Annotated in this window: 35 protein-coding genes and 1 riboswitch; of the genes, 17 read left to right on the plus strand and 18 right to left on the minus strand. The window is 67.9% G+C overall.

The features are described from left to right. Positions 1-47: 47 nt before the first annotated feature. The 6 genes from ACQP2E_RS06075 (at position 48) to ACQP2E_RS06100 (ending at position 5,751) form a co-directional block, all read left to right on the plus strand. The gene (locus ACQP2E_RS06075) at positions 48-1,124 is read left to right on the plus strand and encodes a PhoH family protein (RefSeq protein WP_433828875.1); all 1,077 of its coding nucleotides are present in this window, start codon (positions 48-50) and stop codon (positions 1,122-1,124) included. Between the two features lie 24 nt (positions 1,125-1,148). Beyond that, positions 1,149-1,619, plus strand: coding sequence for an rRNA maturation RNase YbeY (ybeY, locus tag ACQP2E_RS06080; protein ID WP_127547016.1), 471 nt, complete (start codon positions 1,149-1,151; stop codon positions 1,617-1,619). Between the two features lie 2 nt (positions 1,620-1,621). Continuing rightward, positions 1,622-2,989, plus strand: coding sequence for a hemolysin family protein (locus ACQP2E_RS06085; RefSeq protein ID WP_433828876.1), 1,368 nt, complete (start codon positions 1,622-1,624; stop codon positions 2,987-2,989). Then, positions 2,982-3,362, plus strand: coding sequence for a cytidine deaminase (locus ACQP2E_RS06090; RefSeq protein WP_433828877.1), 381 nt, complete (start codon positions 2,982-2,984; stop codon positions 3,360-3,362). Before ACQP2E_RS06085 ends, ACQP2E_RS06090 begins: the two co-directional genes overlap by 8 nt. A gap of 296 nt (positions 3,363-3,658) precedes the next feature. After that, positions 3,659-4,579: a GTPase Era gene (era, locus tag ACQP2E_RS06095; RefSeq protein WP_433833790.1), complete on the plus strand. Its 921-nt coding sequence runs from the start codon at positions 3,659-3,661 to the stop codon at positions 4,577-4,579. Between the two features lie 83 nt (positions 4,580-4,662). Next, positions 4,663-5,751: an acyltransferase family protein gene (locus ACQP2E_RS06100; RefSeq protein WP_433828878.1), complete on the plus strand. Its 1,089-nt coding sequence runs from the start codon at positions 4,663-4,665 to the stop codon at positions 5,749-5,751. Here the strand turns inward: ACQP2E_RS06100 and ACQP2E_RS06105 are convergent. Beyond that, positions 5,710-6,474 (minus strand): DUF4097 family beta strand repeat-containing protein, encoded by a 765-nt coding sequence (locus tag ACQP2E_RS06105; RefSeq protein ID WP_433828879.1) that lies wholly within the window; start codon positions 6,472-6,474, stop codon positions 5,710-5,712. The genes ACQP2E_RS06100 and ACQP2E_RS06105 overlap by 42 nt on opposite strands. A 108-nt stretch (positions 6,475-6,582) precedes the next feature. Here ACQP2E_RS06105 and recO point away from each other — a divergent pair, with 108 nt between their 5' ends. The 3 genes from recO to ACQP2E_RS06120 are packed head-to-tail and all read left to right on the plus strand — an operon-like array spanning position 6,583 to position 8,685. Then, positions 6,583-7,359 (plus strand): DNA repair protein RecO, encoded by a 777-nt coding sequence (recO, locus tag ACQP2E_RS06110; RefSeq protein WP_433828880.1) that lies wholly within the window; start codon positions 6,583-6,585, stop codon positions 7,357-7,359. Further along, positions 7,356-8,138 carry an isoprenyl transferase gene (locus tag ACQP2E_RS06115; protein ID WP_433828881.1) on the plus strand — a complete coding sequence of 261 codons (783 nt, stop codon included), beginning with the start codon at positions 7,356-7,358 and terminating at the stop codon, positions 8,136-8,138. Before recO ends, ACQP2E_RS06115 begins: the two co-directional genes overlap by 4 nt. Before the next feature lie 22 nt (positions 8,139-8,160). After that, the gene (locus tag ACQP2E_RS06120) at positions 8,161-8,685 is read left to right on the plus strand and encodes a histidine phosphatase family protein (protein ID WP_433828882.1); all 525 of its coding nucleotides are present in this window, start codon (positions 8,161-8,163) and stop codon (positions 8,683-8,685) included. Here the strand turns inward: ACQP2E_RS06120 and ACQP2E_RS06125 are convergent. Together ACQP2E_RS06125 and ACQP2E_RS06130 are read right to left on the minus strand one after the other, a co-directional pair. Then, complete coding sequence (locus ACQP2E_RS06125; RefSeq protein ID WP_433828883.1) at positions 8,627-9,349, minus strand: HAD family hydrolase; 723 nt, start codon at positions 9,347-9,349, stop codon at positions 8,627-8,629. The genes ACQP2E_RS06120 and ACQP2E_RS06125 overlap by 59 nt on opposite strands. Beyond that, positions 9,346-9,639 carry an MTH1187 family thiamine-binding protein gene (locus ACQP2E_RS06130; RefSeq protein WP_433828884.1) on the minus strand — a complete coding sequence of 98 codons (294 nt, stop codon included), beginning with the start codon at positions 9,637-9,639 and terminating at the stop codon, positions 9,346-9,348. The genes ACQP2E_RS06125 and ACQP2E_RS06130 overlap by 4 nt, the downstream gene beginning before the upstream one ends. 125 nt (positions 9,640-9,764) lie before the next feature. On the opposite strand from ACQP2E_RS06130, the gene ACQP2E_RS06135 reads away from it, so the two are divergent. Both ACQP2E_RS06135 and ACQP2E_RS06140 read left to right on the plus strand, forming a co-directional pair. Continuing rightward, positions 9,765-9,998 (plus strand): hypothetical protein, encoded by a 234-nt coding sequence (locus ACQP2E_RS06135; RefSeq protein ID WP_433828885.1) that lies wholly within the window; start codon positions 9,765-9,767, stop codon positions 9,996-9,998. Beyond that, on the plus strand, positions 9,991-10,416 hold the full coding sequence (locus ACQP2E_RS06140; protein ID WP_433828886.1) for a PIN domain nuclease: 426 nt from the start codon (positions 9,991-9,993) through the stop codon (positions 10,414-10,416). The genes ACQP2E_RS06135 and ACQP2E_RS06140 overlap by 8 nt, the downstream gene beginning before the upstream one ends. Before the next feature lie 10 nt (positions 10,417-10,426). On the opposite strand, the gene ACQP2E_RS06145 is transcribed toward ACQP2E_RS06140, so the two are convergent. Further along, positions 10,427-10,801, minus strand: coding sequence for a PH domain-containing protein (locus ACQP2E_RS06145; protein WP_433828887.1), 375 nt, complete (start codon positions 10,799-10,801; stop codon positions 10,427-10,429). 465 nt (positions 10,802-11,266) lie between these two features. Between ACQP2E_RS06145 and ACQP2E_RS06150 the strand changes: the two genes are divergently transcribed. Together ACQP2E_RS06150 and ACQP2E_RS06155 are read left to right on the plus strand one after the other, a co-directional pair. After that, the gene (locus tag ACQP2E_RS06150; protein ID WP_433828888.1) at positions 11,267-11,842 is read left to right on the plus strand and encodes a hypothetical protein; all 576 of its coding nucleotides are present in this window, start codon (positions 11,267-11,269) and stop codon (positions 11,840-11,842) included. A gap of 25 nt (positions 11,843-11,867) precedes the next feature. Continuing rightward, on the plus strand, positions 11,868-12,545 hold the full coding sequence (locus tag ACQP2E_RS06155) for a hypothetical protein (RefSeq protein ID WP_433828889.1): 678 nt from the start codon (positions 11,868-11,870) through the stop codon (positions 12,543-12,545). Between the two features lie 57 nt (positions 12,546-12,602). Here the strand turns inward: ACQP2E_RS06155 and ACQP2E_RS06160 are convergent, their stop codons facing one another. The 7 genes from ACQP2E_RS06160 to ACQP2E_RS06190 form a co-directional block, all read right to left on the minus strand. Continuing rightward, positions 12,603-13,001 (minus strand): hypothetical protein, encoded by a 399-nt coding sequence (locus tag ACQP2E_RS06160; protein ID WP_433828890.1) that lies wholly within the window; start codon positions 12,999-13,001, stop codon positions 12,603-12,605. A 67-nt stretch (positions 13,002-13,068) separates the two neighbouring features. Then, positions 13,069-13,992 (minus strand): methylenetetrahydrofolate reductase, encoded by a 924-nt coding sequence (locus ACQP2E_RS06165; protein ID WP_433828891.1) that lies wholly within the window; start codon positions 13,990-13,992, stop codon positions 13,069-13,071. 25 nt (positions 13,993-14,017) lie between these two features. Beyond that, a complete protein-coding gene (locus tag ACQP2E_RS06170) occupies positions 14,018-14,542 on the minus strand; it encodes a hypothetical protein (protein ID WP_433828892.1) in 525 nt (174 codons plus the stop codon). Next, positions 14,539-16,248, minus strand: a complete 1,710-nt coding sequence (locus ACQP2E_RS06175; protein ID WP_433828893.1) for a PHP domain-containing protein — start codon at positions 16,246-16,248, stop codon at positions 14,539-14,541. Before ACQP2E_RS06175 ends, ACQP2E_RS06170 begins: the two co-directional genes overlap by 4 nt. A gap of 94 nt (positions 16,249-16,342) precedes the next feature. Then, the gene (locus tag ACQP2E_RS06180) at positions 16,343-17,146 is read right to left on the minus strand and encodes an energy-coupling factor transporter transmembrane component T family protein (protein ID WP_433828894.1); all 804 of its coding nucleotides are present in this window, start codon (positions 17,144-17,146) and stop codon (positions 16,343-16,345) included. Further along, complete coding sequence (locus tag ACQP2E_RS06185) at positions 17,143-18,573, minus strand: ABC transporter ATP-binding protein (protein WP_433828895.1); 1,431 nt, start codon at positions 18,571-18,573, stop codon at positions 17,143-17,145. Before ACQP2E_RS06185 ends, ACQP2E_RS06180 begins: the two co-directional genes overlap by 4 nt. A gap of 2 nt (positions 18,574-18,575) precedes the next feature. Next, positions 18,576-19,166 carry an ECF transporter S component gene (locus ACQP2E_RS06190; RefSeq protein ID WP_433828896.1) on the minus strand — a complete coding sequence of 197 codons (591 nt, stop codon included), beginning with the start codon at positions 19,164-19,166 and terminating at the stop codon, positions 18,576-18,578. A 36-nt stretch (positions 19,167-19,202) separates the two neighbouring features. Then, a riboswitch (TPP riboswitch) is annotated at positions 19,203-19,308 on the minus strand. Between the two features lie 35 nt (positions 19,309-19,343). Here ACQP2E_RS06190 and ACQP2E_RS06195 point away from each other — a divergent pair. Together ACQP2E_RS06195 and ACQP2E_RS06200 are read left to right on the plus strand one after the other, a co-directional pair. Beyond that, positions 19,344-20,162, plus strand: coding sequence for an alpha/beta fold hydrolase (locus ACQP2E_RS06195; protein ID WP_433833792.1), 819 nt, complete (start codon positions 19,344-19,346; stop codon positions 20,160-20,162). 31 nt (positions 20,163-20,193) lie between these two features. Then, positions 20,194-20,694, plus strand: a complete 501-nt coding sequence (locus tag ACQP2E_RS06200; protein WP_433828897.1) for a DUF6328 family protein — start codon at positions 20,194-20,196, stop codon at positions 20,692-20,694. Here the strand turns inward: ACQP2E_RS06200 and ACQP2E_RS06205 are convergent. The 7 genes from ACQP2E_RS06205 to ACQP2E_RS06235 all read right to left on the minus strand — a co-directional run bounded on the left by ACQP2E_RS06205 (position 20,624) and on the right by ACQP2E_RS06235 (position 24,976). Beyond that, complete coding sequence (locus ACQP2E_RS06205; protein ID WP_433828898.1) at positions 20,624-21,268, minus strand: hypothetical protein; 645 nt, start codon at positions 21,266-21,268, stop codon at positions 20,624-20,626. The genes ACQP2E_RS06200 and ACQP2E_RS06205 overlap by 71 nt on opposite strands. A gap of 16 nt (positions 21,269-21,284) precedes the next feature. Next, positions 21,285-21,686 carry a Fur family transcriptional regulator gene (locus ACQP2E_RS06210; protein ID WP_433828899.1) on the minus strand — a complete coding sequence of 134 codons (402 nt, stop codon included), beginning with the start codon at positions 21,684-21,686 and terminating at the stop codon, positions 21,285-21,287. After that, positions 21,683-21,982 carry an ArsR/SmtB family transcription factor gene (locus tag ACQP2E_RS06215; RefSeq protein ID WP_014441320.1) on the minus strand — a complete coding sequence of 100 codons (300 nt, stop codon included), beginning with the start codon at positions 21,980-21,982 and terminating at the stop codon, positions 21,683-21,685. Before ACQP2E_RS06215 ends, ACQP2E_RS06210 begins: the two co-directional genes overlap by 4 nt. A 30-nt stretch (positions 21,983-22,012) precedes the next feature. Beyond that, positions 22,013-22,879 carry a metal ABC transporter permease gene (locus ACQP2E_RS06220; RefSeq protein ID WP_433828900.1) on the minus strand — a complete coding sequence of 289 codons (867 nt, stop codon included), beginning with the start codon at positions 22,877-22,879 and terminating at the stop codon, positions 22,013-22,015. Next, a complete protein-coding gene (locus ACQP2E_RS06225) occupies positions 22,879-23,664 on the minus strand; it encodes a metal ABC transporter ATP-binding protein (protein ID WP_433828901.1) in 786 nt (261 codons plus the stop codon). The genes ACQP2E_RS06220 and ACQP2E_RS06225 overlap by 1 nt, the downstream gene beginning before the upstream one ends. An 88-nt stretch (positions 23,665-23,752) precedes the next feature. Beyond that, positions 23,753-24,673: a metal ABC transporter substrate-binding protein gene (locus ACQP2E_RS06230; RefSeq protein WP_433828902.1), complete on the minus strand. Its 921-nt coding sequence runs from the start codon at positions 24,671-24,673 to the stop codon at positions 23,753-23,755. Positions 24,674-24,721: 48 nt separating this feature from the next. After that, entirely contained in the window at positions 24,722-24,976 is a 255-nt protein-coding gene (locus tag ACQP2E_RS06235) for a DUF6703 family protein (protein ID WP_433828903.1), read from the minus strand. A 33-nt stretch (positions 24,977-25,009) separates the two neighbouring features. On the opposite strand from ACQP2E_RS06235, the gene ACQP2E_RS06240 reads away from it, so the two are divergent. Next, a complete protein-coding gene (locus tag ACQP2E_RS06240; RefSeq protein ID WP_111649069.1) occupies positions 25,010-25,351 on the plus strand; it encodes an antibiotic biosynthesis monooxygenase family protein in 342 nt (113 codons plus the stop codon). A 16-nt stretch (positions 25,352-25,367) separates the two neighbouring features. After that, positions 25,368-25,856 (plus strand): Rv0361 family membrane protein, encoded by a 489-nt coding sequence (locus ACQP2E_RS06245; RefSeq protein WP_433828904.1) that lies wholly within the window; start codon positions 25,368-25,370, stop codon positions 25,854-25,856. Positions 25,857-25,864 lie beyond the last annotated feature (8 nt).

Raw genomic sequence — 25,864 nt, forward strand, 5'->3', positions numbered from 1 at the left:
CGACACGGAGACAGAGAGCAGGTGGCGGAGGCCCACTGGGCCAGCCTATGACCGGAACGCCGAACCCTTCCAGCACTGGCTCGTCCAGCCCGGTGCGGGCGCAGACCAAGATCTCGGTGAGTGATCCGAAGATCATGGTGAACCTGCTCGGCCCCGGGGACGAGATCCTCCGTCTCATCGAGCGGTCCGTCACCAGCGACGTGCATGTTCGCGGCAACGAGATCACGATCACCGGGGAGCCCGCCGACAACGCCACGGCGGAGCGGCTCTTCGCGGAGCTCGTCGAGCTCATCGAAAAAGGCGAGACGCTCAGCGTCGACGCTGTCCGCCGCACCCTGGCGATGCTCGAGGCCAACACCTCGGAGCGTCCCGCCGAGGTGCTCACCCTCAACATCCTGTCCCGGCGCGGGCGCACCATCCGGCCCAAGACGCTGGGCCAGAAAAAGTACGTCGACGCCATCGACGAGAACACCATCGTCTTCGGGATCGGCCCGGCCGGTACCGGTAAGACGTACCTCGCCATGGCGAAAGCCGTGCAGGCTCTGCAGGCCAAGGAGGTCAGCCGGATCATCCTGACCCGGCCGGCGGTCGAGGCCGGTGAGCGGCTCGGCTTCCTGCCCGGCACGCTGACCGAAAAGATCGACCCCTACCTGCGTCCGCTCTACGACGCCTTGCACGACATGCTCGACCCGGAATCGATCCCGCGGCTGATGGCCGCCGGGACGATCGAGGTCGCGCCTCTGGCGTACATGCGAGGCCGCACGCTCAACAACGCGTTCATCATTCTCGACGAGGCGCAGAACACGACGCCCGAGCAGATGAAGATGTTCCTGACCCGGCTCGGTTTCGGTGCCAAGATCGTGGTGACCGGCGACGTCACCCAGGTCGACCTGCCCGGCGGCACGAGCAGCGGTCTCAAGGTCGTGCGGGAGATCCTGCGCGGCGTCGAGGACGTGCACTTCGCGGAGCTCTCCAGCTCCGACGTGGTGCGCCACCGCCTGGTCGCGGAGATCGTCGACGCGTACGCGCGTTTCGACCTCGAGCAGGAACAACAGGCCGCACAATCCGTCCACGCCGTGCCGGGCCGGACCGCCACCGGCGGTCGCACCGGGCACCGGCGCTGATTTCCAAGGGGTAATCGCACCGCTATGTCCATCGAGATCGCCAACGAGTCGGGAGTCGAGGTCGACACCGACGCGATCCTCGCGGTTGCCCGGCACGCCCTGGACGAGATGGGTGTCAACCCACTCGCCGAGCTGTCGATCCTCCTGGTCGACATCGACTACATGGCCGAGCTCAACCATCGCTGGATGGGGAGCGACGGTCCCACCGACGTGCTCGCCTTCCCGATGGACGAGGGCAGCGTCGACCACGGTCCCGGCGAGTCCGGGGTCGGTGAGCCGGCGCTGCTCGGCGACATCGTGCTGGCGCCCGAGGTGGCCGCGAAACAGGCGGCGGTCGCCGGCCACTCCGCCGCGGACGAGCTGCACCTGCTCACCGTGCACGGGGTGCTGCACCTGCTCGGTTACGACCACGCCGAGCCGGACGAGGAGCGCGAGATGTTCGCTCTGCAGAACAAGCTTCTGCAGAGCTGGCGCGCCACACGTAAGGCCGGCTGACCATGGAGCCCGCCTCCGGTCTGGCAGCGTCCGCCTCAGCGGGCCTGCCGGACCTGCAACTGATCATTTGCGCGGTGGCGCTGGTGCTGCTGGCCGGCCTGGCGTCGATGACCGACGCCGCGCTGGCCATGGTCAGCCAGGCCCGTGCCGCGGAGCTGGACCGGGAGGGCCGGCGGGGCGCGACCGCGCTGGCCGCCGTCGCCTCCGACGTGGTCCGTTACGTCAACCTGCTCCTGCTGCTCCGCCTGCTCTGCGAGCTCACCGCGACGACGCTGGTGGCGCTCGTGGCGGTGGACACCTGGGGTGTCGGCTGGCAGGCGGCGCTCGTCGCGGCCGGCACGATGACCCTGGTCAGCTTCGTGGTGATCGGGGTCGCCCCGCGGACCGTGGGGCGCCAGCACGCGTACGCCGTGGGGCTGGCGACGGCCCCGCTGGTGCGCTGGCTCGGCAAGGTGCTCAACCCGCTCGCCCAGCTGCTGATCCTGATCGGCAATGCGGTGACCCCGGGCAAAGGCTTCCCGGAGGGCCCGTTCGGCAGTCAGGTCGAGCTGCGTGAGCTGGTCGACCTGGCCGAGCAGCGCGGCGTCGTCGAGCACGGCGAGCGCGAGATGATCCACTCGGTCTTCGCCCTCGGTGACACGATCGCCCGTGAGGTGATGGTGCCGCGTACCGAAATGGTGTGGATCGAGGCGCCGAAAACGCTCCAGCAGGCGCTCTTCCTCTTCCTGCGCTCCGGGTTCTCCCGGATCCCGGTGATCGGCGAGAGCGTCGATGACGTGCTGGGTGTGCTCTATCTGAAAGACGTGATCCGCCGCACGCAGAACGGCGACCCGGCGGCGGCCGCTCAGGCCGTGGCGGACGCGATGCGCCCGGCCACGTTCGTGCCCGAGTCGAAACCGGTCGACGACCTGCTCTCCGAGATGCAGGCGGCACGCACCCACCTGGTGATCGTGGTGGACGAGTACGGTGGCACAGCCGGCCTGGTCACCATCGAGGACATCCTCGAGGAGATCGTCGGCGAGATCACCGATGAGTACGACGTGGAACGCCCTCCCATCGAGCACCTCGAGGACGGCGCGGTGCGGGTTGCCGCACGCCTGCCGATCGAGGACCTGGGCGACATCTTCGGGGTGGAATTGCCCACCGACGAGGTGGAGACGGTCGGTGGCCTGCTCGCGCAGACACTGGGCCGGGTGCCGATTCCAGGCGCCGCCGTCGACGTGGGTGGGCTTCACCTGATCGCCGAGGGCACCGCCGGCCGCCGGAACCGGATCGACTCGGTGCTGGTGTGCCGGGTGGGACCGGGTCCGTCCGCCGAGAACGACGAGAACGTCACTGAGACAGAGGAAAGACAACCAGCAGATGCCTGAGCAGACCTTCGCCGCCGCACCCGTGCCCGGCACGGACGGCACCCCGCTGAGTGCCGAGGACGCCAAATTGGTCACCCTGGCGCGCAGCGCGCGCGCCCGGGTGGGTGCGGTCGAGGGCGCATCGGTACGCGACCAGGACGGCCGCACCTACGCCGCTGCCACGGTCGTGCTGCCCAGCCTCGCCCTGACCGCCCTTCAACTGGCCGTGGCGCAGGCGGTGGCCTCCGGCGCGACCCGGCTGGAGGCGGCCGCCGTGGTGACCGAGGCGTCGACGCTTGACGGCTCCGGCCACGCCGCGGTGCGTGACCTGGCCGCCGACGCGCCGATCCACGTCGCGGGCACCAACGGCTCGCTGCTCGGCACGGTCCTCTGATGGCCGAGGAGAAGAGCGAGCGTCGTCTGACCGAGGGCGAGCGCCGGCTGAGCCCGGGCGAGCGCAACGCGCGCCGTCGTCAGGAACGCCAGGCCGCGAAACGCCTGGAGCAGAGCGGCGGCCAGCCCGCAGCGGGCTCCGGCGGTCAGAAACCGGCTGCCGGACAGAAGCCCGCAGGTCAGAGATTTGCCGGCGGCAAGGGTGCTCCGCAGCCTGGCTCCACCAGGAAGCCCCGGACCCGCAAGGCACAGGCGGGCGCCGCTGAGACGCGTACCGAAAGCTCTTATCCGCAGAGAGTGCACCGGCACAAGGCCGCGGCTTCCGACAAGCGGGAGGACGGGGTTTATCGTGCTGGTTTCGCCTGTTTCGTCGGGCGACCCAACGCGGGTAAGTCGACGCTGACGAACGCGATCGTCGGCCAGAAGATCGCGATCACGTCGAACAAGCCGCAAACCACCCGGCACATCATCCGCGGCATTCTGCACCGGCCGGAATCGCAGCTCGTGCTGGTGGACACGCCGGGTCTGCACCGGCCGCGCACGCTGCTCGGCCAGCGACTCAACGACCTGGTCCGCGAGACGTGGAGCGAGGTCGACGTGATCGGCATCTGTTTCCCGGCGGACGAGCCGGTGGGTCGCGGCGACCGATTCATCTCCTCGGAGATGAACGACCTGAAGGCCACCGTGGTCGCGGTGGTGACCAAGGTCGACCTGGTCAGTCCGCAGGTTCTGGCCGAGCGGCTGCTCGCGGTCTCCAAGCTCTACGACTTCGCGGAGATCATTCCGGTCAGCGCTGTCTCCGGGCATCAGGTGGAGCTGCTGACCGACGCGATGGTCAAGTACCTGCCGGAGTCGCCGCAGCTCTACCCGGATGACGTGCTCACCGAGGAGCCCGAGCAGGTGCTGATCGCGGAGCTGATCCGCGAGGCGGCTCTGGAGGGTGTGCGCGACGAGCTGCCGCACTCGATTGCGGTTCTCGTCGAGGAGATGCAGGTCGAGGGCAAGGTCACGAAGATCTACGCGGATCTGTACGTGGAGCGGTCCAGCCAGAAGTCGATCGTGATCGGGACCAAGGGTGAGCGGCTCAAGCAGGTCGGTTCCCAGGCCCGGGTTCAGATCGAGGAGCTTCTGGGTACGAAGATTTACCTGGATCTTCACGTCCGGATCGCCAAGGAGTGGCAGCGCGATCCGAAGCAGCTCCGTAAGCTGGGCTTTTAGATCGATAGGTAGACATTCTCTGACTATGGGATAATTCACCGGGATTTGCGCTTTTCGGTTCAGCGCGGGTAACACCTTCGGTCATGCGGAACCGGTACTTGGACCTCTTGCGCGCGGTGGCGACCGTGCGAGTCGTGGTCTATCACCTCACCGGGTGGGCGGCGCTGACGGTGATCTTCCCGGCCATGTCGGTGATGTTCGCCCTGGCCGGCTCCCTGATGGCCGCCTCCATCGACCGGTTCGGTGTCTGGTCGGTGGAGCGGCGTCTGCGACGGCTGCTGCCCTCGCTCTGGGTTCTCGGCCTGGTGATCGCGGTGCCGGCGATGCTGATCGCCGGCACTCCGTTCGACGTGCACCTGCTGCTCTGGGGTTTCCCCCTCGTCGATCCGGAGGCCACCGGCTGGTGGATGCAGTCGCTGAGCCATGCCTGGTACCTGCGTGACTTCCTGTGGTTCGTGCTGCTGTCTCCGCTGGCACTGCCGGTGTTCCGGCGGTTCCCACTGGCTTCGGTGCTTACCCCGTACCTTGTGCTGATTTTTCTGGAATTTTCGGGTTTTGTGCTTCCGGCGGTGCCGCGCGATCTCGCGCTCTACGGCGGGGCCTGGCTGCTCGGTTTCGCCCATCACGACGGGCACCTGCGCCGGCTGAGCCGCAAGCGGCTCTTCACCCTCGCGGCCGCGCTCGCGATTCCCGGCGCGGCCTGGGTGATCACCCATCCCGGACCACGAGGGTACGACCTGAATGACATCCCGCTCGGCAACGCACTCTGGTCAGCGGCGTTCATCCTGGTGGCGCTCAGGGTGGCCCCGATGGTCCGGGAGCATCGTGCCCTGACCGTGCTGAACGCGCGGGCGCTCACCATCTACCTCTGGCACATCCCGATCATCGTGGCGGTGAATCAGGTCGGCCAGGCGCACGGTCTGCCGCTCAGCGGCTGGGTCGGCATCTCGTGGCGAGCGGTAGTGGTGTTCATCCTGCTCGGTGTGGTGCTCGCGGCGGTCGGCTGGGTCGAGGACGTGGCCGCTGGACGGCCTCCGCAGCTGGTGCCCGGCCGGAAGAGGCTGCCGGTGCCGGTCTCGCCGGCCCCGGCCGCTGTCCCGGTTTCATCGGGTAGCGCCTCTGTCCCGGTTTCATCGGGTAGTTACGAAGAGGTCGCCGCTTCGCGTTCGTAGGTCGAGGATGTTCTTGGCGCTCGGGTCGTTCTTGATGTCCTCGGCGGTGGCGTCGCCGCTGCCGGTGTCGGTGCGGACCTGGTAGGCGCCCTCGGGCACCATCAGGTTGAGGTCGCCGCTCTGCACCGTCGCGGTCACCGAGGCTGGTGTGCTGATGTCGAGTTGCATGTCGCCGGAGGTCGCCCTGGCCTTGATCGGGCCGGCGATCCGCTCAGCGGTGATGTCACCCGAGGTCAGCTCGACCGTCAGGGACGGCGCGTCGCGCACCAACAGGTCACCCGAGGTCGCCTCGATCGAGACCGGCCCGGTGGCGCTGTCCACCGTGACGTCACCCGAGGTCAGTTTCAGATCGACGATGCCGGCGCCGGAGATGCCCAGGTCGCCGGAGCGCAGATCGCCGCGGACGGCCACGCCGGACGGAGCGGTGATCTCGTAGTCGACGTGACAGTTCATCCCGCAGTCGGTCGCGAGGGTCAGCGTCGAGCCGGTCAATTGGTACGACGGGCCGGGATCGGTCGAGCCGCGGATCACTCGCTTGATCCGGGTCTCGGTGACGCTGCCCGTGCTGATCTGCACGTCACCGCTGCCACCGGCCAGCACGATGTCGGTGACCTTGGCCTTTTCGGTGTCGTCGAACGTCATCCGGGCGCCGACCACGCCGTCGCAGCCGGTCAGGGCAACCACTGAGGCGGCGGCGAGGACAAGGGCAACTCTTCGGCTCATGCTGGAAACGCTATTTCCGGGGGCACCCGTAGCGCCATCGGTCCCGTCCCGGAGGCGACCCTGAGATCCGGGTCAGGGTATGTCGTAGGCACCGGGCAGAATGACGGGATGCCCGCCGGATACCGACGCCAGCTCTACCGCGACGACGCGGTGGTTCTGCGCGTCCAGAAACTCGGCGAGAGCGACCGGATCGTCACCCTGCTCACCCGGCGCAACGGCCGGCTCCGCGCGGTCGCCCGCGGTGTGCGGCGCACGTCGTCACGCTTCGGGGCCCGGCTTGAGCCGTTCGGCCACATCGACCTGCAGCTCGCCGGTTCGCCGGAGGGAGTGGGCAGCTCGTTGCACTCGGTCAGCCAGGTCGAGGCGGTTTCGCTCTTCGGCAAGTCTCTGTTGTCGGACTATCCGCGTTACACCGCGGCCTCGGCGATCTGTGAGACCGCCGAGCGGCTCACCCCGGTCGAGCGGGAGCCCGCGCTGCGGCTCTTCCAGCTCACCCTGGGCGCGATGAAAGCCCTTGCCTCGGCCGAGCACGCCGGCGGGCTGGTGCTTGACGCGTACCTTCTGCGGGCCATGGCTTTCGCCGGCTGGGCGCCCGCGGTCACCGAGTGCGCGGTCTGCGGCACACCGGGGCGGCACGCCGCGTTCGCGGTGCCGGCCGGTGGCGCGGTCTGCCCGGACTGCCGCCCGCCCGGCTCGGCGCACCCCAGCCCGGACACGCTCGGTCTGATGTCCGCGCTGACCTCCGGTGACTGGGCGATCGCCGACGCGTCGGCGCCCTCGGTGCGCCGGGAGTGCAGCGGTCTGGTCGCCGCACACCTGCAATGGCACATGGAACGAGCGCTGCGTTCGCTGCCGCTTGTCGATCGACGGGAGTTGAAACCTTGAGCCCGCGTCCGCCCATCCCGCACATCTCCGGCGCCCGGCCACCGCAGCTGCCGGCCGCCGCGCTGCCCAAACACGTCGCCATCGTCATGGACGGCAACGGCCGCTGGGCGAAAGAGCGTGGGCTGTCCCGGACCAAGGGGCACGAGCAGGGCGAGCACTCGCTCTTCGACACCATCGAGGGCGCCATCGAGCTGGGGATTCCCTACCTCTCGGCGTACGCGTTCTCCACCGAGAACTGGAAGCGCTCGCCCGAGGAGGTGCGCTTCCTGATGGGCTTCAACCGCGACGTCATCCGGCGGCGCCGCGACCAGCTCGTCGACCTCGGTGTGCGGGTGGTTTGGTCCGGCCGGGCCGGCCGGCTGTGGAAAAGCGTCATCTCCGAGCTGCAGACCGCCGAGGAGATGAGCAAGAACAACAAGACGCTCACCCTGCAGTTCTGTGTGAATTACGGCGGACAGGCCGAGATCGCGGACGCGGCGGCGGCGATCGCCCGCGACGTCGCGGCCGGCAAACTCAAGGCCGACAAGGTCAACGAGAAGACCATCTCGCGATACCTGTACCACCCCGAGGTCCCGGACGTGGACATGTTCCTGCGGCCCTCCGGCGAGCAGCGCACGTCCAACTTCCTGCTCTGGCAATCCGCGTACGCGGAAATGGTCTACCTCGACACCTTGTGGCCGGACTTCGATCGGCGTCACCTTTGGTATGCGTGCGAGTTGTACGCCCAACGGGACCGCCGGTTCGGTGGAGCGCTGCCCAACCCGGTGAGTCCTACCTGATCGCTCGTCAGGGAGGTTCGTCGTGGCTGTCCGGCATCTGTGGCTCGTGCGGCACGGTGAGGCCGTGCCCGATCAGTCGGATCTGACCGAGGCTGGGCGGCAGCAGGCGTCGCTGCTCGGTGCCCGTCTGGCCGGCCTGCCCGTCGAAGCGATCAGCCATAGTCCGAAACCCCGGGCGCTGCGGACCGCGCAGATCGTGGCCCGCCACTTCCCGGACGTTCCGGTCCGGGAGGTGGAGGAACTCGACGATCAGGTGCCCACCGACGATCCGGGCGTTTCGGCGGCGATGATCACCCGGTTCACCAGCCCGGTGGCAGACGAGATCCACGAGCTGGTGATCACTCACAACTTCCAGGTGGGGTGGTTCCTGCGGGACGCGTACGCTGCCCCGCCGGAACGGTTCCGGGTGGCGAACCAGTGCAACACCGGGGTCACCCTGATCCGCTATCCGGCCGGCCAGGTGCCCCGGGTGATCCTGGTCAACGACCTCACGCACCTGCCGGCGGAGCTGCGGTGGACGGGGTTCCCGCCGGAGCTGAGGCCATGAGGGCCGCGAGGGCCAGGTCCGGGTCGCTCAGGTCGGGCAGGACGGTGTGCGCGCCTGCTGCCACGAGATCTGCCGTCGTCGTCGAGCCGGTCGCCACCGCGATCGCGACGGCGCCGTTCGCCAGGGCGGCCGTCACGTCGTTCACGGTGTCGCCGATGACGACGGGCAGGAACCGTTCGCCGTACTTCGCCTCGGCCCGCTCCAGGCTCCGCCGGACCAGGGTGGCGCGGACGCTGTCGTCGGTGCCGTAACCGCCGACCTCGGCGTCGAAGACATGATCGAGCCGGAAAGCGGCAACCTTGGCCCGCGCCACAGCCGGAACGTTGCCGGTCACCAGGGTCTGCACCACGGCCGGGTCGGCGCCCAGCCGGCGCAGCACCTCTTCGACGCCGGGCATGAGCGCCCCTTGCTCGGCGAACTCATGCCTGACCTGCTCGACTATTTCCACATATCTGGTGAAGAAACGCTCGGGGGTGCAGTCGGTCACCCCGTGGACTGCGAACACCTCCGCGCAGATGTCCAGGTCGGTGCGCCCGCCGAAGATCGGGGTGTCCCGCCAGGCGAGCCCAGTCACCTCGGTGAACGCCGCCTTCCACGACCGGGCCGCGACCCCGCCACCGCGCAGCAGCGTGTAGTCGATGTCCCACATGACCAGTCGCCTCACTGGCCCAGCACCCGCTCGATGTGCTCGACCTTGGCGGTGAGCGCGCCGGTGACTCCGGGCCGCACGTCCGCCTTGAGCGAGAGGCTGACCCGAGGCGCGACCAGGGCGACGACGTCGACGGCCTGCTTCACGACCGCCATCACCTCGTCCCACTCGCCCTCGATCGTGGTGAACATGGAGTCGGTCCGGTTCGGCAGGCCAGAGGCCCGGACAACCCGGACGGCTTCGGCGACAGCGTCCCCGACAGAGTCGCCGGCCCCGATGGGGGTGACAGAGAAGGCTACGAGCATGAGCCCATTCTCCCAGGCCCACCCCTTGAGTTGATCTATGCACACGACTAGCCTTGTCGTATGACGGCTAGGCATGAGCCGGGACGCTTACACTCGAAGGGTCGGTGCGGACTATGGGGGATCTGATGGCCGGACACGAGGTCGACCCGGACAGTGAGGTGCTGGCTGACGCCGCAGAGCTGTATGGGACAACGACCGAGGCCGAGACGATCAGCGCCGCTCTGCACGACGCCGCCGCTCGGACTCGGCGCACCCGTGCGCTCGCCGAGTTGGTGGAGATCGCCGCGACCGGCCAGTTCGACGAGTTGTTCGACAAACGGAACCGCCCCTGGCAGCGGAAGCAGGCTGCTCGTGGATGACGTGAGCTTCCTCGCGGACACAAGTGCCCTGCTCAGGTTCCTAAGCAATTCCGAGCTACGCCGCATATGGCACCGATCACTCGTGAACGGGTCAATCGCGACGTGCGCGATCACTGAGATCGAGTTGCTGTACACCGCGCGGTCGAAAGCCGACCGAGACCGGCAGGAAGCTCTGATCCGGGAAACGTTCAGTTGGGTGGTGATGCCCGACGCTGTTTTCGAGCAGGCCTCTCAAGTGCAAACGGCGCTGACGGAGAAGGGCACCCATCGCTCGGCCGGTCCCGTCGACCTGCTGACCGCCGCGACGGCAGAATTTCACGGTCTGACGATCCTGCATTACGACGCCGATTTCCTGCAGGTCGCCGAGGTGACCGGCCAGCCAACCCGCTGGGTCGCCGACCGCGGAACAATCGACTGACCGGCACGCATCAGAGGACGTAATTAGCGATCATCAGGCTCAGCTGGCGGATGTCGACGTTGCGCTTGAACTCGAGGCGGACCTTGCCGAGGCCGCTGTACCAGAGGTCCAGTTCGGAATCCCGATCCAGGCTCCCAGCTGTCTCTACTGAGAAGGCTTGGATCTTGCTGTAGGGCAGCGAGGTGAAGTCAGTCTTCGAGCCGGTGATGCCCTGGACGTTGGCGGCGATGAGTCGCTTGTCCGTGAAGACAACGAAGTCGCGAACGGTCTTGAAAGTGAAGATGACCTGTTCGGCCTGAATCAGAAACGGGGCGACCTGCGGGAACACCTCTTGTGGGTCGCACGGGTTCAGCTTGAAGACGGAGCCATTGTTGAAGTCGATCACCCGGTCACGGTAACGGCGCTCTTGCACTTGACTTCTGGTGGGGCGAAGTCGCGGCCGGAGTGACCCATCCTCCGCCCGTGGCATGCCCGTTGCGGGTATCCCTCCAGATCAGGCTTGAGTCGATCTTTGCAAACGACTAGCCTCGTCTCATGACAACTAGGCATTAGCGGAATCGCTCGACCCAAGAAAGGCGTTGGCCTGAAAGCGAAGTCGTTGCTTCGGCATGCAACCCGTAGCGTGGATCGACCGTACTTCTTGGCAGGCGTGCGGGGCCTCGAGGCGCCGGCTTGCCAGATGATGCCGAATCGTTGATATTCACGATAGAATTCACCCAGGGTGGTTGATCGAATTCTCTGAGTAATTCATTGTCGGATGGGGGACAGATTTAGGGCATGGAGGCGGGCGTACCCAGGGGCGTGTGCCGCTCGGTAGCCGAAGAAGAGGCACTCATCGGAATGGGGGATCATGGGCAGTGGCACATTGACCGATATTCGCCCGCAGGATTCAGTGCTGACAATCGCCGGTCACGACGGGGGCGCGGGAATCGATCTTTTGGTCACCGCTATGCTGCCCGCCATGTCGATCGACGCCGAGCGCACCGCGCTTCGCTTGGGGCAGTTCGAGCACCGCACCAAAGAGGCCGAGTTGCAGGTGGAAAAGCTGAAGGTGGAAATCACCCGGCTTGAGGGTCAGGTTCAGTTACTCCGGGACAAGGAGCGAGCCACGGTGCAGGTTGCTCGATTTTCCCTGTTCCAGCGCATCGTCGAGATCATCGGCGGAGCGCTTTTGATCTACATTTCGACATTCCCGCTCCGCATCGTCACGGAACTCGCCGGTAACTTCGCCGAAGGGAAATCGTCTTCTGCGAGCAGCTTTCGCATTGTGTTGATGTTCGCCGTCGTGCTCGGCGTCAGCACGGTAGTTCTTCTCATTCAGAGTCGGCTGCGAAAGCGTAAGATCAAAACGCAGCGCCTGCGTATGAACGGCCTTGAGAAAGAGATCGAGGCGAAGTCCTCGCCGAGTCCGACGGCGGGCACGTGACGTGGACGCCATTTCGGTCGTACTCGTGCTCATGTTGCTGGCGGTCGCCTTTTTCCCGTTCGTGCTGGCCGTGCAGCTCAAGAATCTGGCGCACAGCATCTACCGGAACCGGCTTTGGATCCTTCGGGACCGGATCACCGACGACCTGCGACTAGGGAAGATCGAGGACAACCCGTCGGCTCGGCATGTGAAAGAACTCGTCGATCGGCAGATCCACATCGCTGGGCGGCACACGCTGCTCGACTCCTTGCTGGCGATCCAGATCTTCGATGTGACCGGCGATACCTCGGTATTCGAGGAGATCCTTCCTGCCGGGACACCTGACGTCGACCGTCCTGTGCTTACGGAGTACTTGGACGCGCTGCAAACCGCCACCACGAGTCACCTCAAGTGGGGGTCGGTCTTCGGCTGGCTCGTATCCGGACTCATGGCGGTCACGTACCTCGTCACCATGATCAAAACAAAGCGGACCGGCAACGCAGATCAATCTGCGGAGCCCCGCTCGACGACACCGAGCCACGTCGCGACCCGGAGTAACCGCCGAGACCGAGTTCACCGGCATACGCGGACGCCTATGGGGCAGGCGGCACAGGAGTTGCTGCACAAGGTCGAGCGAGCCGAGGTCGAGATCATGTACGCGGCTGCTCCAGCTCGACGACAGACGAGCGTTACCGACCGCGCCGAGGTTCTCGTCGGCCGATGACGGCGCCAGATCAGTCGGTGTTCAGCGAACGTCGTGTGCAGAAAACCGATCGGTGACCTACGCGGTTACGTCCTCACGCATTGCGTCGGCGAGCGCGATGCGCACGCGAGCAAGTGAATCCGGCGATCGTTTCAGTACGACCACGTCGTAATACTCGGCGGCCACCTGTTCCACGCATGCCGGAGCGACGATACTGATCTCCGCTAGGAGTGCGGACGCGCGGGCACAAGCATCCCGGTACGCTCGTACCGCCTCATGGGTCAGAGCCTCGTCGTCGAATTCCTCGGTCGAGGTGATGTAGATGTCGCAGTGCTCGACCTCGCGAAGTGCGCCGAGGAACCGGCCGTAAAGCGCGCGGCGTTCCGTCGCCAGGGCGCGCTCGTGCTGGACCCGAAGATTCTTGTGCGCGAGCCAGGCTGTGGTGGCGACCGTAACAACGCCGATCGTTCCGGTCACCGCTGGACCGACCCACTCCCAAGCCACGGCGCGATGGTGCCAGCCCGCGTCAACTCAGGCGCGTGGATCAGTGGCGGCGGTAGTGGAGGAGTTCGGCTATTTCGGCTGCTAGGTCTGTGGTGGCTTCGATTTCGGTTTTGCGGATGGAGACGTTTTCCACGTTGAAGCCGTACGGGATGCCCAGGTGTTCGCAGAAGTCGATGAGGTCGCGGGCGATCGCGATGCACTGGCGGTACGACTCGGCCAGCGGGTCGTTGGCGTGGCGCAGGGAGTTCTGGAGCCAGCGGGGGACGTCGACGCCCAGCCAGGCCAGGAACTCCAGGGTCTTCAGGGAGCCGCAGAGGGACAGCGTGAAGATGACCGTGCGCGGGGTGACGCCGCGTTCCCGGCAGCCGTAGTAGTAGTCGGAGAGCAGGTTCTTCGTCTCGTTGGCGTGGTAAACCACCTGGGAGATGAAGAAGCTGGCGCCGCGCTCCTGCTTCTTGAGCATGCGCAGGTGCTCGTCCGGCCGTTCGCCGATGACCACCGCGCCCAGGGGGAGTTTGGGGCGTACCTCGGCGCGGGCGGCTTGGGCCTGGCGCAGGCTGGTCTGGACCGGCTTGTCGCCGGAGGATGCGCCGACGAAGACGCTGAGGACCCGGTTGTCGACGCCGGACATCCAGTCGCGGAGCTCGTCCTCGGGATATTTGCCGACGCAGCGGTAGATGACCACCGGCTTGTCCCAGCCGCCCAGGTGGTCGGCGTAATAGCGGGCCGGGTCGAGGGTCTCCAGGAACGGGAACGGGCGCTCGTCCGGGTTGCGGTCGGACTCGTCGTCGATGTCGTACAGGATCAGGCCGTCGAGGTCGAGGCCGCTGAGGCGATCCAGGGTGACTTCGGCGATCTCCTTGACCCGCTCCTCGGGTGTGCTGCGCCGGGGCGGCGTGATGCTGAACAGCAGCACGCCGCTGCGCGTATCGGCCAGCAGGTGGGGCAGGCGAGGGCGACTCATGCCCTCAACACTAGGGAGGCGTCGTTCAGTGATCGGCACAGCAGGGGGTGGGATCCCGCCTTTCGAACGGGACCAGCCGCCCGCCGACCGCTGGAGTGGTGACCAGCACCAGTTCGCCGCCGCGGAACTGGGGCCGGACGAAATCGCCGGTGTCCACGACGGTGTCCCGGTCGGCCAGCCCGCTGCCGAGCACCTCCACCCGGGAGATCGAGCTGCGCTGGAGGATCTCGCTGACCGTCAGCTCGCCGGTGAGGCGTCCGACGCCGGGGAACCGGACGGCCCGGCCGAACTGTCCGGATGCCGCCGCGTCCGCGGCCGGACGCAACTCCGGCTCGGTCTCGAACGTGCTGGTCGTGAGCAGGCTGATCGCGACGTGCGGGAACGGCGCGGCGATCAGGTGGGTGCAGGCCAGCACCGGGGCGGGCGACAGCGAGCCGATCCAGTGGTCGGCTTCGGCCAGCGTGGTGTGCCCGAGGCTGACTCCGACGATCCGGGCAGCGCCGACGGTGCCGGCCGCCGAGATGGCGGCCGGCGCGACGGAATACGTCATCGGGGCAGAACCCAGATGGGGTTGGTGTAGAACCACAGGTCACCCCACGGGTCGGCAGAGCCGACCACATCGAGCTGGGGACCGTACGGATCGACCGAGGCGCCCAGCAGGCCCGGCTGGGTGCGGTTGCCGTCGGTGCCGCGTACCCGGAGGTAGAACGGCTTGTCCAGGCGGCCGAGGTCGTAGGTGAAGGTGACCTTGCCGCTGGTCTTGGAGACCTCGAACGACTTGACCACCCTGGTGTTCGGGGTGGTGAAGGCGTCCTGGTCCGACACCGGGCCGGTGACCGTGCCGACGATCACGTCGACCCGCTTGAGGACCGGGACGAAACCGGCCCAGTTCGGGATGTCCTGCAGGTCGATCTCGAGGGTCAGCTCGGTCGAGGTGCCCCGCTTGACCTGCAGCACGCCGCCGAGCGGGGTGCCGGTCGACCAGCGACGGTCGCCGGAGACGCGTACCTGGGCGTCCAGGCCCTTGATCAGCCGGCCGTGGTCGACCCAGACGCGACCGGCGCGCAGGCCGTCGACGACCGCCTTGTACGCGAACGACGACGCGCCCACGTTGGTCCGGCCGTAGAAGCCCGGCCAGAAGTCGCCCGCCTGCGTGTTGACCGAGCCGTTGTAGACCGGGTCGTTGTACTTGCCGTTGGCGTTGAAGTCGCTGCCCGGCCCACGCTCGGTCTGGTCGAGGTAGTTGACGTGGCTGTCCGAGTTGACGGTGATCCACCACGCCTTGCCCTCGGCGAGCAGGCTGTCCCAGAGGCCGCCGACCGTGGAGGTCATCCAGTCGAAGCCACCCCAGGTGCGATACGTCTCCAGCGGGTAACCGGCGAACGACGCGGCCGACGGGTTGTTGTCGTAGTAACCACGGGCACCGCCACGGCCGTTCGGGGCCGGGATGCCGGCGGCCTGGTGGCCGGGTGCGCCCTCGAAGCCGACGGCGACGGTCGGGTCGGCTTCACGCCAGCCGCGGATCTCGTGCGGCGAGTCGATGCCGCGCCGGGACGGGTGGTTCGCGAAGAACAGCGCGCCGTCGATCTTGCGCTTCTTCACCTGCTCGCCGAGGAACTTGATGCCGGCGATCGCCAGGGCCTCGTTCTGCGCGGCGGTGTTGGTGGCCGGTACGAACGTGCCGTCGTACGCGTTCTCGAACTGCTTGAGAACCTCGACCTCGTTCTTCGACGGGGTGACGAACACGGTGGCGTGCTCGGCGGCCGGGATGTTCCACTCCAGCCCCTGGAACGTGAGCAGGCCCTTGAGCTCCTCGCGGGTTTTCACGATGTCCGGGTTGACCTTCTCCACGCCGATCTTGGCGTGGGCGGCGCTGCCGTGGTCGGTGATGACCAGCCAGTCCAGGCCGTACGCCTGACCCTTCTGGGCCTGGTCGAGCACCCGGTACTGGGCGTCCGAGCTGTACTGCGTGTGGATGTGGTGGTCGCCGGCGAGCCACTGGAACCCGCCCTTGGCGTTACCGCCGCCGACGTGGTCGTGGGTGTGCGCGAGGCCGGCGGCCTCGGCGGCGCCCGGGCGGGCGAGCACCGAAGCGGCAGCGCCGGCGCCCAGCAGACCCGCGCCGAGCAGGAAGCGGCGGCGCGAGGCGTCGCCGGGGGAGATCTCGCTCTCCGGAATGCTCAGGTCGAGGGCTTCGGGGACGTCAGCCGCACCGGCGGCGTCCGAGAAATGAGAGTGGTCGTGGCCGTGACCCATATCGGTGAACTCCTACGAAGATCGTTGAGTGCACCTCACCCTCGTCCGATCAGGACAACTTCGGTTGTCGATCTGTTGGACGGCAAACGAACGGTCAGCCGACGACCGGGTGGAAGAAGCCCAGCAGCACCGAGAACGTCAGAATCGTGCCGGCGGCGACAGCAGCGCCGGCCATCAACGCGGTGTCAGCTCCGGTGAAATGCTGCCGGCGCGCGTAGGTTCGAGGGGTGCCGGCGTCGAATCCGCGCGCGTCCATCGCCACCGCGAGCCGGACACCGCGCCGCAGCGCGCCGACCAGCAGGGCGAACGAGGTCGAGACGAAAAGCCGCAGCTTCGCGAGAGGATTGCGCCCGGCGTCGATGCCACGGGCCCGGCGGGCCAGGGTGAGCGTCCGCCACTCACTGGCGAGCAGGGGCAGCAGCCGGAACGCGGCGAGCGCGCCGATCGCGAACCGGTCCGGCGCTTTCGCGTTCTGGACCAGCGCATCGGCCAGGTCGGTCGGGTCGGTGGTGGCGAAGACGATGATGCCGGGCAGCGCCACGGCGAAGATGCGCAGGATCAGCCCGATCGCTGACGCCAGCACCCCGGTGGTCACGTCAAAGGCGCCGATCGAGAAGAGCAGGTCTCCGCTGCGCTCAGCCGCGAACATGGTCATCGCGACGAGCACCCCGGCAGCCGCGAGCAGCAATGGCGCGGCGCGGCGGGCGAGCTGTCGGAGCCGGACACCGAAGAACGGCAGCAGGATCAGTTCGAGCACCAGCGCGGTGGCCGGGGTGAACGGATCGACGGTGGCGATCAGCGGCAGCGAGAAGAGCAGCGCCGCGCCCAGCTTGGCGACCGGATTGCGGCGGGCGAGCGGCGCGGACGGATCGGCGATGGGTTCCAGGGCGAGCGTCACGGGCGAACCCGCCGAGGTAACGGTTCCGGATCCGGCTCGCCCAGCGGGACGGTCCGGTCAGCGAGGGTACGCACGAACGCCTCGTCGTGAGTAACCGCGACGATCCCGTGCCCAGCCGTCCGCAGCTCCGCCAGCAGAGTGATCAGTTCCAGCCACGTGCGGCGGTCCTGGCCGAACGTCGGCTCGTCCAGAACGAGCAGCCGGGGCGCGGTCGCCAGCGCCGTGGCGACGCTCAGCCGCCGCGCCTCACCGCCGGAGAGGGTGTACGGGTTGGCCTCGGCCAGCCTCGTCAAACGGAGCCGTTCCAGCAGCTCGTCGACGATTTTCCGGATCTCGGCGGGTGAGCGGCCGACCCGGCGCGGGCCGAGGGCCAGCTCGTCGGCGACCCGGCCGGTGACGAACTGGTGCTCCGGGTTCTGGAAGACCGATCCGATCCGCTGGGTCAGCGTGGCGGCCCGCCATCGGTGCGGGGGCCGTTTGTCGCCGAACGCCTCGATCCGGCCGGAGCTGGGTGCGAGCAGTCCGCCGAGCAGCAGCGCCAGAGTGGACTTGCCGACGCCGTTGGGCCCGGTCACGGCGAGCACCTCACCGGCGCCTGCAGTGATCGAAACCGGACTCAGCCGGCCACGGACGGACGTGTGCTCCGCGCGTACGAAATCGGTCGTTGACGGTGAATTGGCCTTGCGGGGCGGGAAGCTGAAGCCTGGCACCCAGACGCCTTCGTCCGCCAGTTTGTCGCCGTAGGCGGCAAAGATGAGCTCGGGCGCGCCATCGGCGCGCACGCCGCCACCCGGCTCCAGGACGACGACGCGGTCCACCAGCGGCAGCGCTTCGGCGACCCGGTGCTCCACAATGATCATGGTCGTTTCCGGACCTGTGGAGCGGGTGAGCGCCTCGCGGACCAGGTCCGCGCCGGGTGGGTCGAGGTTCGCGGTCGGCTCGTCGAGCAGCAGCAGACCGGGACGAAGCGCCAGAACTCCGGCGAGCGCCAGTCGCTGGGCCTCACCGCCGGAGAGCGCCGCCGTCGAGCGGTTGATCGGGTACCGGAAACCGACACGGTCGAGCACGTCACTGACCCGCGGCCAGATCTCGGCGGCCGGAATGCCGCGGTTCTCGCAGCCGAACGCCACGTCGTCGCCGCTGCGGGCCATCACGAGCTGGGTCTGCGGATCCTGGAAGAGGATGCCGACCCGGTCGCGTGCCTTGCCAGGATCAAGCCCATCGATCTCGATACTGCCTTCAGCCTGACCGGAATCGGACGGCAGCAGACCGGCGAGCGCGGCGAGCAGGGTGCTCTTGCCAGCACCGGAAGGGCCGAGCAACAGCACCCGCTCGCCGTGCCGCACGTGCAGGTCGAGCCCGCGGATCGCCCAGGCGCGACGACCGGCGTGCCGCCACCCGAACCCGCGAAGCTGAACCTCACTCATGGTCAGATGAGTGCCCGTTCCCGGCCCGCTCCGAACCGATCCAGGACACCTGTCGGCGCCAGCGCCCGGACCAGGGCCCAGCTGCCCAGACCGGCCAGGATCACGCTGCTGACCACGGTGAACAGGGCGTAGGGGATGCGGTAGCTGCCGAGTGCGTACTCCGAGTTCCAGACGAAGAAGTCGAAGATCGCCGCGCTCACGCCGGTCAGCGCGCCGGCGAGCAGCGCGGACGGCAGTTTGAAGGAGCGGTACCGCAGTGCCGCGAACGCCAGCTCGGCGCCCAGGCCCTGGACCAGGCCCTGGATGATGACCGTTCCGCCCCACTGGTTGCCGAGCAGCGCGGAGATGATCGCCGCGACGGTCTCGGTGTAGAGCGACGCGCCGGGCTTGCGGATGATCAGCCCGGACAGGACGGCCGGCATCAGCCAGATGCCGTACAGGATCGCCTGGGCCGGCGGGAAGAACGCGAACGCGCTCTCGGTGACGCTCCAGACGGTGCCCCAGGCCCAGAAGATGACGCCAAAGGCCACGGCGATGACTGAGGCGATCACGATGTCTATCGTGCGCCAGCGGTTGTTGTCGGTGGATTTCATGAAAGCCTCCCAGTAGGTACCGGGAGGAGACACGTGTGCCTTGAGAGACCGAGCTTCCTGCGCTGGCATTACCCAGATCAGGTACTAGGGTCTGCGGCCTGTTGCCGCACTCTCAGCGCTGTGCGCTCCCCTGTCGGATTACATTGCTTCGATGAACCTAACACCTGGGGGATGAGTATGGAGATCAAGGCTCGTGGGCTGACATTCGAGGTTTCTGACGGCGGTCCCGGGGATGGTGAGCCGGTGCTTCTGCTGCACGGTTTCCCTCAGGACAACCGGGAATTCGATCGGCTTCTGCCCTATCTCCATGAGGCCGGCCTCCGGACCTACGCGCTCAACCAGCGCGGTTACTCACCGGGCGCCAGGCCGCAGAACGTTGATGCCTACCGGCTCCGGGAGGCGGTCGCCGACGCCATCGCCGTTCTCGACGAACTCGGCATCGAGAAGGTTCACGTCGTCGGCCACGACTGGGGCGCGCAGATCGGCTGGCTGCTCGCCGCGAATCATCCGGACCGCTTGCGTACGCTCACCGCCGTCTCCGTGCCGCACCCGCGCGCCCTGATGCTCGCCATCCGGGTACGCCCGTCGCAGAAAGCTCGCCTCGCGTACTTCGAGGTGTTCCGCTCGCCGCGGGCCGAACGTCTGCTGCTGGGTCGCGACGCCACGGTGCTGCGCTGGATGCTGAAACCCCTGCGGGCCGAGCGGGTGCAGCGGTACGTGGACGCAGCGCGCGAACCGGGCCGGCTGACCGGCGGGCTGAACTGGTACCGCGCCTTCACCACCGACCAGATCGCCCGGACCGGCGTGGTCACGGTGCCGACCACGTACGTGTGGAGCGATCGGGACGGTGTGGTCGGGCTGACCGCGGCGTTGCGTACCGCGGACTGGGTGTCGGCCGATTACCAGCTGATGGCGATGCGCGGCGTCAGCCACTGGGTGCCGGAGGAGGCGCCGCAAGAGCTCGCTGACGCGGTCCTGGCACGTATCGGCGTTTGACCATGCTCCTGATCGGGGAAAATGGCGCGGCATGGCAGTCGACACCACCTCCCCTCGTGACAAGGAAACCGAGAAGCAGCGATGGGATCGGAACTTCGCCGATCTCCTGCAGGAACTGCGCGTCGCACAGACCGGGGTGCAGATCCTTTTCGCGTTCCTGCTGACCCTGCCTTTCAGCAGCGGTTTTCCCCAGGCAACCGAGTTCCAGCGGGACACGTACATCGTCGCGCTGATCAGCGCCGCGTTCGCCACCGCGATGATCATCTCGCCGGTGGCGTTCCACCGCGCGCTGTTCCGCCAGGGCCGCAAGCCCGAGCTGGTCCGTTACGCGCACAAGATGGCCACCGGCGGCCTCTTCTTCATGCTGATCTCGATGGTCAGCAGCGTCCTGCTGATCACCGATTACGTGCTGCACTGGAAGTGGGCGGTCGCGCTCACCGTGATCACCGGCCTTTGGTTCGTCACCCTCTGGGCAGGGCTTCCGCTGGCGCACCGGGACTGGGCCGACGACGACGAAGACCGAGACTCCTGAGTTCCAGCTCGGCCAGCGTGTCGACGGCCTCCGGGTCACCGGCACGCCAGCTCTGCGCGATGTCCGGACCGAGCCTGGTCAGCACGCTCAGCGGCTGACTTGCCAGCGCACGCAGAGCCAGAAGATCACGGCCGGCCGGGTCGTCGCGTACCGACGCGGCGACACCGGCCCGCCTCATCCAGCGAAGACGCAACGGCAACCACAAGAACAAAATCAGGGCCATGGGTACGGCAATGGCGACCAGCGGCAGGATCAGTGCCAATTGATCGACGAACTGCTGCTGTTCGAGGCCCGCCTCGGCGATCGATCGGGCGGCGTCGGCGGCGCCGGTGAACGGTTTGGTCAGGTCGTCGCCGACCACCGGCACCCGGCCCACCTTGCTACCGGCCTCGGCCAGGTTGCCGGCGATGCCGGTGCCGGCGCTCTCCAGTTTCTGACCCGGGACAGCGAGCTTCTCGACGATGTCTTGTATCCAGAAAGCCACCCGGATCCAGAGGTAGACCCAGAGGACGGCGAGGATGTCGGTGAGGAGCTGACGGATCGCGGTGGGCAGCCGGTCGGCGTAGAGCTTCACAGTGGAAGCCTCGCACTCAGCTTTTCGCGGCGCACTCCGGGCAGGTCCCGAAAATCTCGAGAGTGTGCGAGACGTCGACAAAGCCGTGCTGGCCGGCCACCTTGTCGGCCCAGGACTCCACCGCGGGCCCGGCCACCTCGACGGTCCGGCCGCAGGACCGGCAGACCAGGTGGTGATGATGTCCCTGGCTGCACCGCCGGTACAGGTGCTCGCCGCCCGGCGGGCGCATCACGTCGATCTCGCCGGCGTCGGCGAGACCCTGCAGAGTCCGGTACACCGTGGTCAGGCCGACCCGCTCACCCCGGTCACGCAGCATCGCGTGCAGGTCCTGAGCGCTGTGGAAGCCCTCGGTCTCACCGAGGACAGCGCTGACCGCGCTGCGCTGCTTGGTGTTGCGTTGGGTCGTTTCCGGATTCACTGTCGGCTCTCCCTGGCATGGCTCACCGCGTCGGCGACGATGTGGGCGACGTGTTCGTCCACCAGGGAGTATGCGATCTCCCTGCCCTGACGGACACCCCGCACGACACCCGCGCCGCGCAGGACCCGCAGGTGCTGAGAGACCAGGGGCTGCGGGGCGCCCAGTTTCTCCACCAGGTCGTGCACGCAGCGCTCGCCGGCGCCAAGTTCCACCACGATGGCCACACGGATCGGTGCGGAGAGGGCGCGCAACAGGGCCCCCGCCGACTCGTACGCTTCGTAACCGGTGGTCGTCATGGCTGCGACCACCGTACAGCGGTGATGCGCTCAACCATGCAACACGACGTCCGGAGGTTCGGCCGCGACCGGCGGGTGCGACCGGCGTACCAGCGCGCGGCGCACCGTGGCGGCCAGGGTGGCGCCGAGGAAGGCGACCAGGGCCAGCAGCACCGTGGTGGCGCCGGGCGCGGTGTCGATCTCGGCCGAGACCACGATGCCGGCGCCGGCCGCACCGACCCCGATCAGCATGGCCGCCGACATGGTGGTGCGGAAACCGCGGGTGACCTGCTGCGCGGCGGCGACCGGCACGACCATCAGCGCGGAGACCAGCAGCAGACCGACGGTTCGCATCGCGATCGTCACGGTCACCGCGGTGGTGACCGCGAGCAGGATGTTGAGCGTCCGCACCGGAAGGCCGCTGACCCGCGCGTACTCCTCGTCGTTGCAGAGCGCGAAGAGCGCCGGCCGCAGCGCCAGCATGGCGACCAGCACCGCAACGCCGAGCCCGCCGATCACCGCGATGTCCTGCACCGACGTGGTGATCAGCGACCCGAACAGGTACTGCATCAGGTTCGAGTTGCTGCTGTCGTCGGAGAGGCCGACCAGCACCACACCACCGGCGATGCCGCCGTAGAAGAGCAGCGCCAGGGCCAGGTCACCGGACGTGCGCCCGCGTTCCCGGATCAGCTCGACGCCGACCGCGCCGATCGTGGCGACCAGGACCGCGGTGAGAACCGGGGAGCTGTTGGTGAGCAGGCCCACGCCGACGCCGGTGAGCGCGACATGCCCGATCCCGTCGCCGATCAGCGAGAGCCGGCGCTGCACCAGATAGATGCCGAGCGCCGGGGCGGCCAGGCCGATGATCAGCGCGCCGATCAGCGCACGCTGCATGAAGGGATAAGCGAGCAACTCCATCAGTACGCCTTCGTCCCTTCGGTCGGCGCCCACTCGCAGATGCCGGCTTTGACCTCGTCGGCGTGCGGGTGCACGTGATCGTGCCCCGGCTCGGCGTGGTGACCGGCCGGCTCCGGCGGTGTCCCCTCGTGCGCGATGCGGCCGTCGTGCACGACCACCCCGCGTCCGATGAGCGGCCGCAGCGGGCCCAGCTCGTGCAGGACCAGCATGATCGTGCCACCGGCCCCGGCGAACCGGGTGAGCGACTCGGCGAACGCCTCCTGGCTGGCCGCGTCCACACCGGCGTTCGGCTCGTCCAGCACCAGCAGGTCCGGCTTGCCGGCCAGTGCCCGGGCGATCAGGGTTCGCTGCTGCTGGCCGCCGGACAGCGTCGAGACCGGGTCACCGATCCGGTCGAGCAGCCCGACGCTGGCGAGCGCGTCGCGTACCGCGGCCTTGTCCGCCGCTCCGGGGAAGTGGAAGATGCCGCGCCGGGCCAGCCGGCCGGACGCCACCACCTCGCCGACCGTGGCGGGCACACCGCTGCCGGCACCGAGGCGCTGTGGCACGTACCCGATCCGCTGCCACTGCCGGAACCGGCGCTGCGGCGTGCCGAACAGCTCGATCTCGCCGCGCCGCAGGGGCACCAGGCCGAGGACGGTACGGATCAGCGTGGATTTGCCGGATCCGTTGGCGCCGAGCACAGCGACCACATCGCCGGCGGCCACGCTCAGTGACACGTCACTGAGGATCTCCCGGCCGTCGTATCCGGCCGCGGCGTGCCGTACCTCGACCACATTCGTCATGACACTGAGCCTTCCTTTGTCATGCCCTCCTGGCCCTCGCGTGCGAGGCCGTGGGACGGTGCGGCTGGGTGCCGCTCGGTGCAGTCGGTCATGACGTGCACCCAAGCGCCTTGGTGAGAGCCGTCAGGTTGGCGCGCATCACCGAGAAGTAGTCCGCATTCTCGTCCGTCAAGCCCTCGAGTGGGTCGAGCACCGCCGTCTGCGCGCCGACCTCCTGTGCCAGCGTCTCGGCGACCTTGGGGCTGACCAGCGTCTCGAAGAAGATCGTGGTGGCGCCGTGCTCCTTGGCCTCCTCCGCGACCGCGGCGAGGCGCTGCGGGGACGGCTCGGCCTCCGGGTCGATCCCGGTGATGCCGATCTGGGTCAGGTCGTACCGGTCGGCGAGGTAGTGGAACGCGGTGTGGCTGGTCACCAGTTCGCGGCGCTCACAGGTCTTCAGCCCCGTGGAGAACTCGCCGTCCAGGGTCTTCAGCTCGGTGCTGAGCGCTGCGGCGCGGGCGGTGAAGTCGGCGGCGTGCTCCGGGTCGGCCTCGGCCAGCTTCTTGCCGACCTGCTCGGCCACGGTCGCGAGCCGGGCCGGGTCGAGCCAGAAGTGCGGGTCGGTGCCGCTCGTGCTCTCCTCGACGTGTTCTTCGCCCTCGTGACTGTGGCTGTCGGCGGATTCGGCCGACAGCATCGTTATCGCCGAGGCGGCGTCGAAGGCGTGTGCGGCGCCGTTCTGCTTCACCGCGTCGTCGACGGCCGGCTGGAAGCCGCTCAGATAGACCACCAGGTCCGCGTCGGTGATCTCGCCCACCTGGCGGGCGTTGAGCTCCACGTCGTGCGGCTCGGCACCCGCCTTGGTGAGGTTGCTGACGCTGACCACGTCGCCTCCGACCCGCTCGCTGATGAACTGCAGCGGGTAGAACGCGGTGACGACGGAAAGCTTCCCGTCGGCGCCGGCGGATGCGCCTCCGCAACCGCTGAGAACGAGGAGGAGGGCGAGGGCGGGTACGAGGCGGCGCATCATGCCACCAACTGTTGTCGATAATGACAATGATTGTCAAAGGCGCATGCTTTACAGCGCCTTCGAGACCGCACCCACCACCAGGAGAGCGAGCAGGACGAGCCGGACAGTACGGGTGATCGGCGTCTGCACCGGCCACGTGGTGAACGTCAGGGCGCCCAGCCCTGCGGCGATCACGGCCAGCAGCAGCGCGCCCACGATGCCCGGCAGGAAAAGCCCTGCTAGCAGGAGGGCCAGGGCCACGGCGAACGCCACAGTCGGATTGACCCGGGCGATCCGGCGCAACAAATGGTCGGACGGTGTCACTGGCGGCTCCTTCGGCGTGCGTACCCTCGTCACATGCTGGTGCTCAACCGCTTCAACATCCCACCGGACACGCAGGACGGCTTCGTCGAGCGTGCGCATGCCGCCCTCGCCGCCCTGGCGAACTGCCCGGGATATCAGTCCGGCCGCCTGGCCCGCGCGCTGGAGGACCCGGCGGCCTGGACCCTGGTCACCGAATGGGAGTCGGTCGGAGCGTACCGGCGGGCGCTCGGCGCGTTCGACGTGAAGATGTACGCCACTCCGCTGCTCGCGCAGACGCTCGACGAACCGTCCGCGTACGAAACCCTCGCCGAGGCCGGCCCCGGCGAGGCCGTCGTGGTGACCGCCAGTGACCGGGCCGCCGATCCGTGGCGCTGAACATTAGGCTGGGGACATGAGCGTGCTTGCTTCGCCACCGCCCGCCGGGCCCGGGGTGCATCCGCCGTTCCCGGCGCCCCCGGTCGAGGGACGCGGCAAGCGGATCGGCCTCGGCTTCGGCATCGCCGGCGGCATCGCGCTGCTGGTCTGCGGCGGTGGTGTGGCGGCGCTGTTCGGCCTGGCCACCGCGATGGACAATGCGATCAACGAGCAGGCCGACGTGGTCGTCACCCGTTACATGGACGCCGTGCAGGACCGCGACTTCGCCAAGGCGTACGACCTGCTCTGCGAGGACTCACAGGCTGAAGAGGGCCGGGTGGAGTACTCGGCGCGGATGAGTTCCACCGAAACAGTGCGCGATTTCGCGGTGGGTGACGTCGATCTGACGTACGGAACCGTCCCGGTCAACGTCACGTACGCCGACGGCGACACCGCTGTTCTCAAGGCGGAACTCGCCCAGAACACGTCGACAGGCGCGTTCGAGGTGTGCGGCGTAGGGGAGTAACCTCGCTT

It is taken from the genome of Actinoplanes sp. CA-015351 (assembly GCF_050955685.1).
Taxonomy (GTDB): Bacteria; Actinomycetota; Actinomycetes; order Mycobacteriales; family Micromonosporaceae; genus Actinoplanes.

Coding starts and splice junctions, on each gene's coding strand:
- ACQP2E_RS06075 (WP_433828875.1), top strand. CDS start 48: ATGACCGGAACGCCGAACCCTTCCAGCACTGGCTCGTCCAGCCCGGTG.
- ybeY (WP_127547016.1), top strand. CDS start 1,149: ATGTCCATCGAGATCGCCAACGAGTCGGGAGTCGAGGTCGACACCGAC.
- ACQP2E_RS06085 (WP_433828876.1), top strand. CDS start 1,622: ATGGAGCCCGCCTCCGGTCTGGCAGCGTCCGCCTCAGCGGGCCTGCCG.
- ACQP2E_RS06090 (WP_433828877.1), top strand. CDS start 2,982: ATGCCTGAGCAGACCTTCGCCGCCGCACCCGTGCCCGGCACGGACGGC.
- ACQP2E_RS06100 (WP_433828878.1), top strand. CDS start 4,663: ATGCGGAACCGGTACTTGGACCTCTTGCGCGCGGTGGCGACCGTGCGA.
- ACQP2E_RS06105 (WP_433828879.1), bottom strand. CDS start 6,474: ATGAGCCGAAGAGTTGCCCTTGTCCTCGCCGCCGCCTCAGTGGTTGCC.
- recO (WP_433828880.1), top strand. CDS start 6,583: ATGCCCGCCGGATACCGACGCCAGCTCTACCGCGACGACGCGGTGGTT.
- ACQP2E_RS06130 (WP_433828884.1), bottom strand. CDS start 9,639: ATGCTCGTAGCCTTCTCTGTCACCCCCATCGGGGCCGGCGACTCTGTC.
- ACQP2E_RS06135 (WP_433828885.1), top strand. CDS start 9,765: ATGGCCGGACACGAGGTCGACCCGGACAGTGAGGTGCTGGCTGACGCC.
- ACQP2E_RS06150 (WP_433828888.1), top strand. CDS start 11,267: ATGGGCAGTGGCACATTGACCGATATTCGCCCGCAGGATTCAGTGCTG.
- ACQP2E_RS06165 (WP_433828891.1), bottom strand. CDS start 13,992: ATGAGTCGCCCTCGCCTGCCCCACCTGCTGGCCGATACGCGCAGCGGC.
- ACQP2E_RS06170 (WP_433828892.1), bottom strand. CDS start 14,542: ATGACGTATTCCGTCGCGCCGGCCGCCATCTCGGCGGCCGGCACCGTC.
- ACQP2E_RS06175 (WP_433828893.1), bottom strand. CDS start 16,248: ATGGGTCACGGCCACGACCACTCTCATTTCTCGGACGCCGCCGGTGCG.
- ACQP2E_RS06185 (WP_433828895.1), bottom strand. CDS start 18,573: ATGAGTGAGGTTCAGCTTCGCGGGTTCGGGTGGCGGCACGCCGGTCGT.
- ACQP2E_RS06190 (WP_433828896.1), bottom strand. CDS start 19,166: ATGAAATCCACCGACAACAACCGCTGGCGCACGATAGACATCGTGATC.
- ACQP2E_RS06195 (WP_433833792.1), top strand. CDS start 19,344: ATGGAGATCAAGGCTCGTGGGCTGACATTCGAGGTTTCTGACGGCGGT.
- ACQP2E_RS06200 (WP_433828897.1), top strand. CDS start 20,194: ATGGCAGTCGACACCACCTCCCCTCGTGACAAGGAAACCGAGAAGCAG.
- ACQP2E_RS06215 (WP_014441320.1), bottom strand. CDS start 21,982: ATGACGACCACCGGTTACGAAGCGTACGAGTCGGCGGGGGCCCTGTTG.
- ACQP2E_RS06220 (WP_433828900.1), bottom strand. CDS start 22,879: ATGGAGTTGCTCGCTTATCCCTTCATGCAGCGTGCGCTGATCGGCGCG.
- ACQP2E_RS06225 (WP_433828901.1), bottom strand. CDS start 23,664: ATGACGAATGTGGTCGAGGTACGGCACGCCGCGGCCGGATACGACGGC.
- ACQP2E_RS06230 (WP_433828902.1), bottom strand. CDS start 24,673: ATGATGCGCCGCCTCGTACCCGCCCTCGCCCTCCTCCTCGTTCTCAGC.
- ACQP2E_RS06240 (WP_111649069.1), top strand. CDS start 25,010: ATGCTGGTGCTCAACCGCTTCAACATCCCACCGGACACGCAGGACGGC.
- ACQP2E_RS06245 (WP_433828904.1), top strand. CDS start 25,368: ATGAGCGTGCTTGCTTCGCCACCGCCCGCCGGGCCCGGGGTGCATCCG.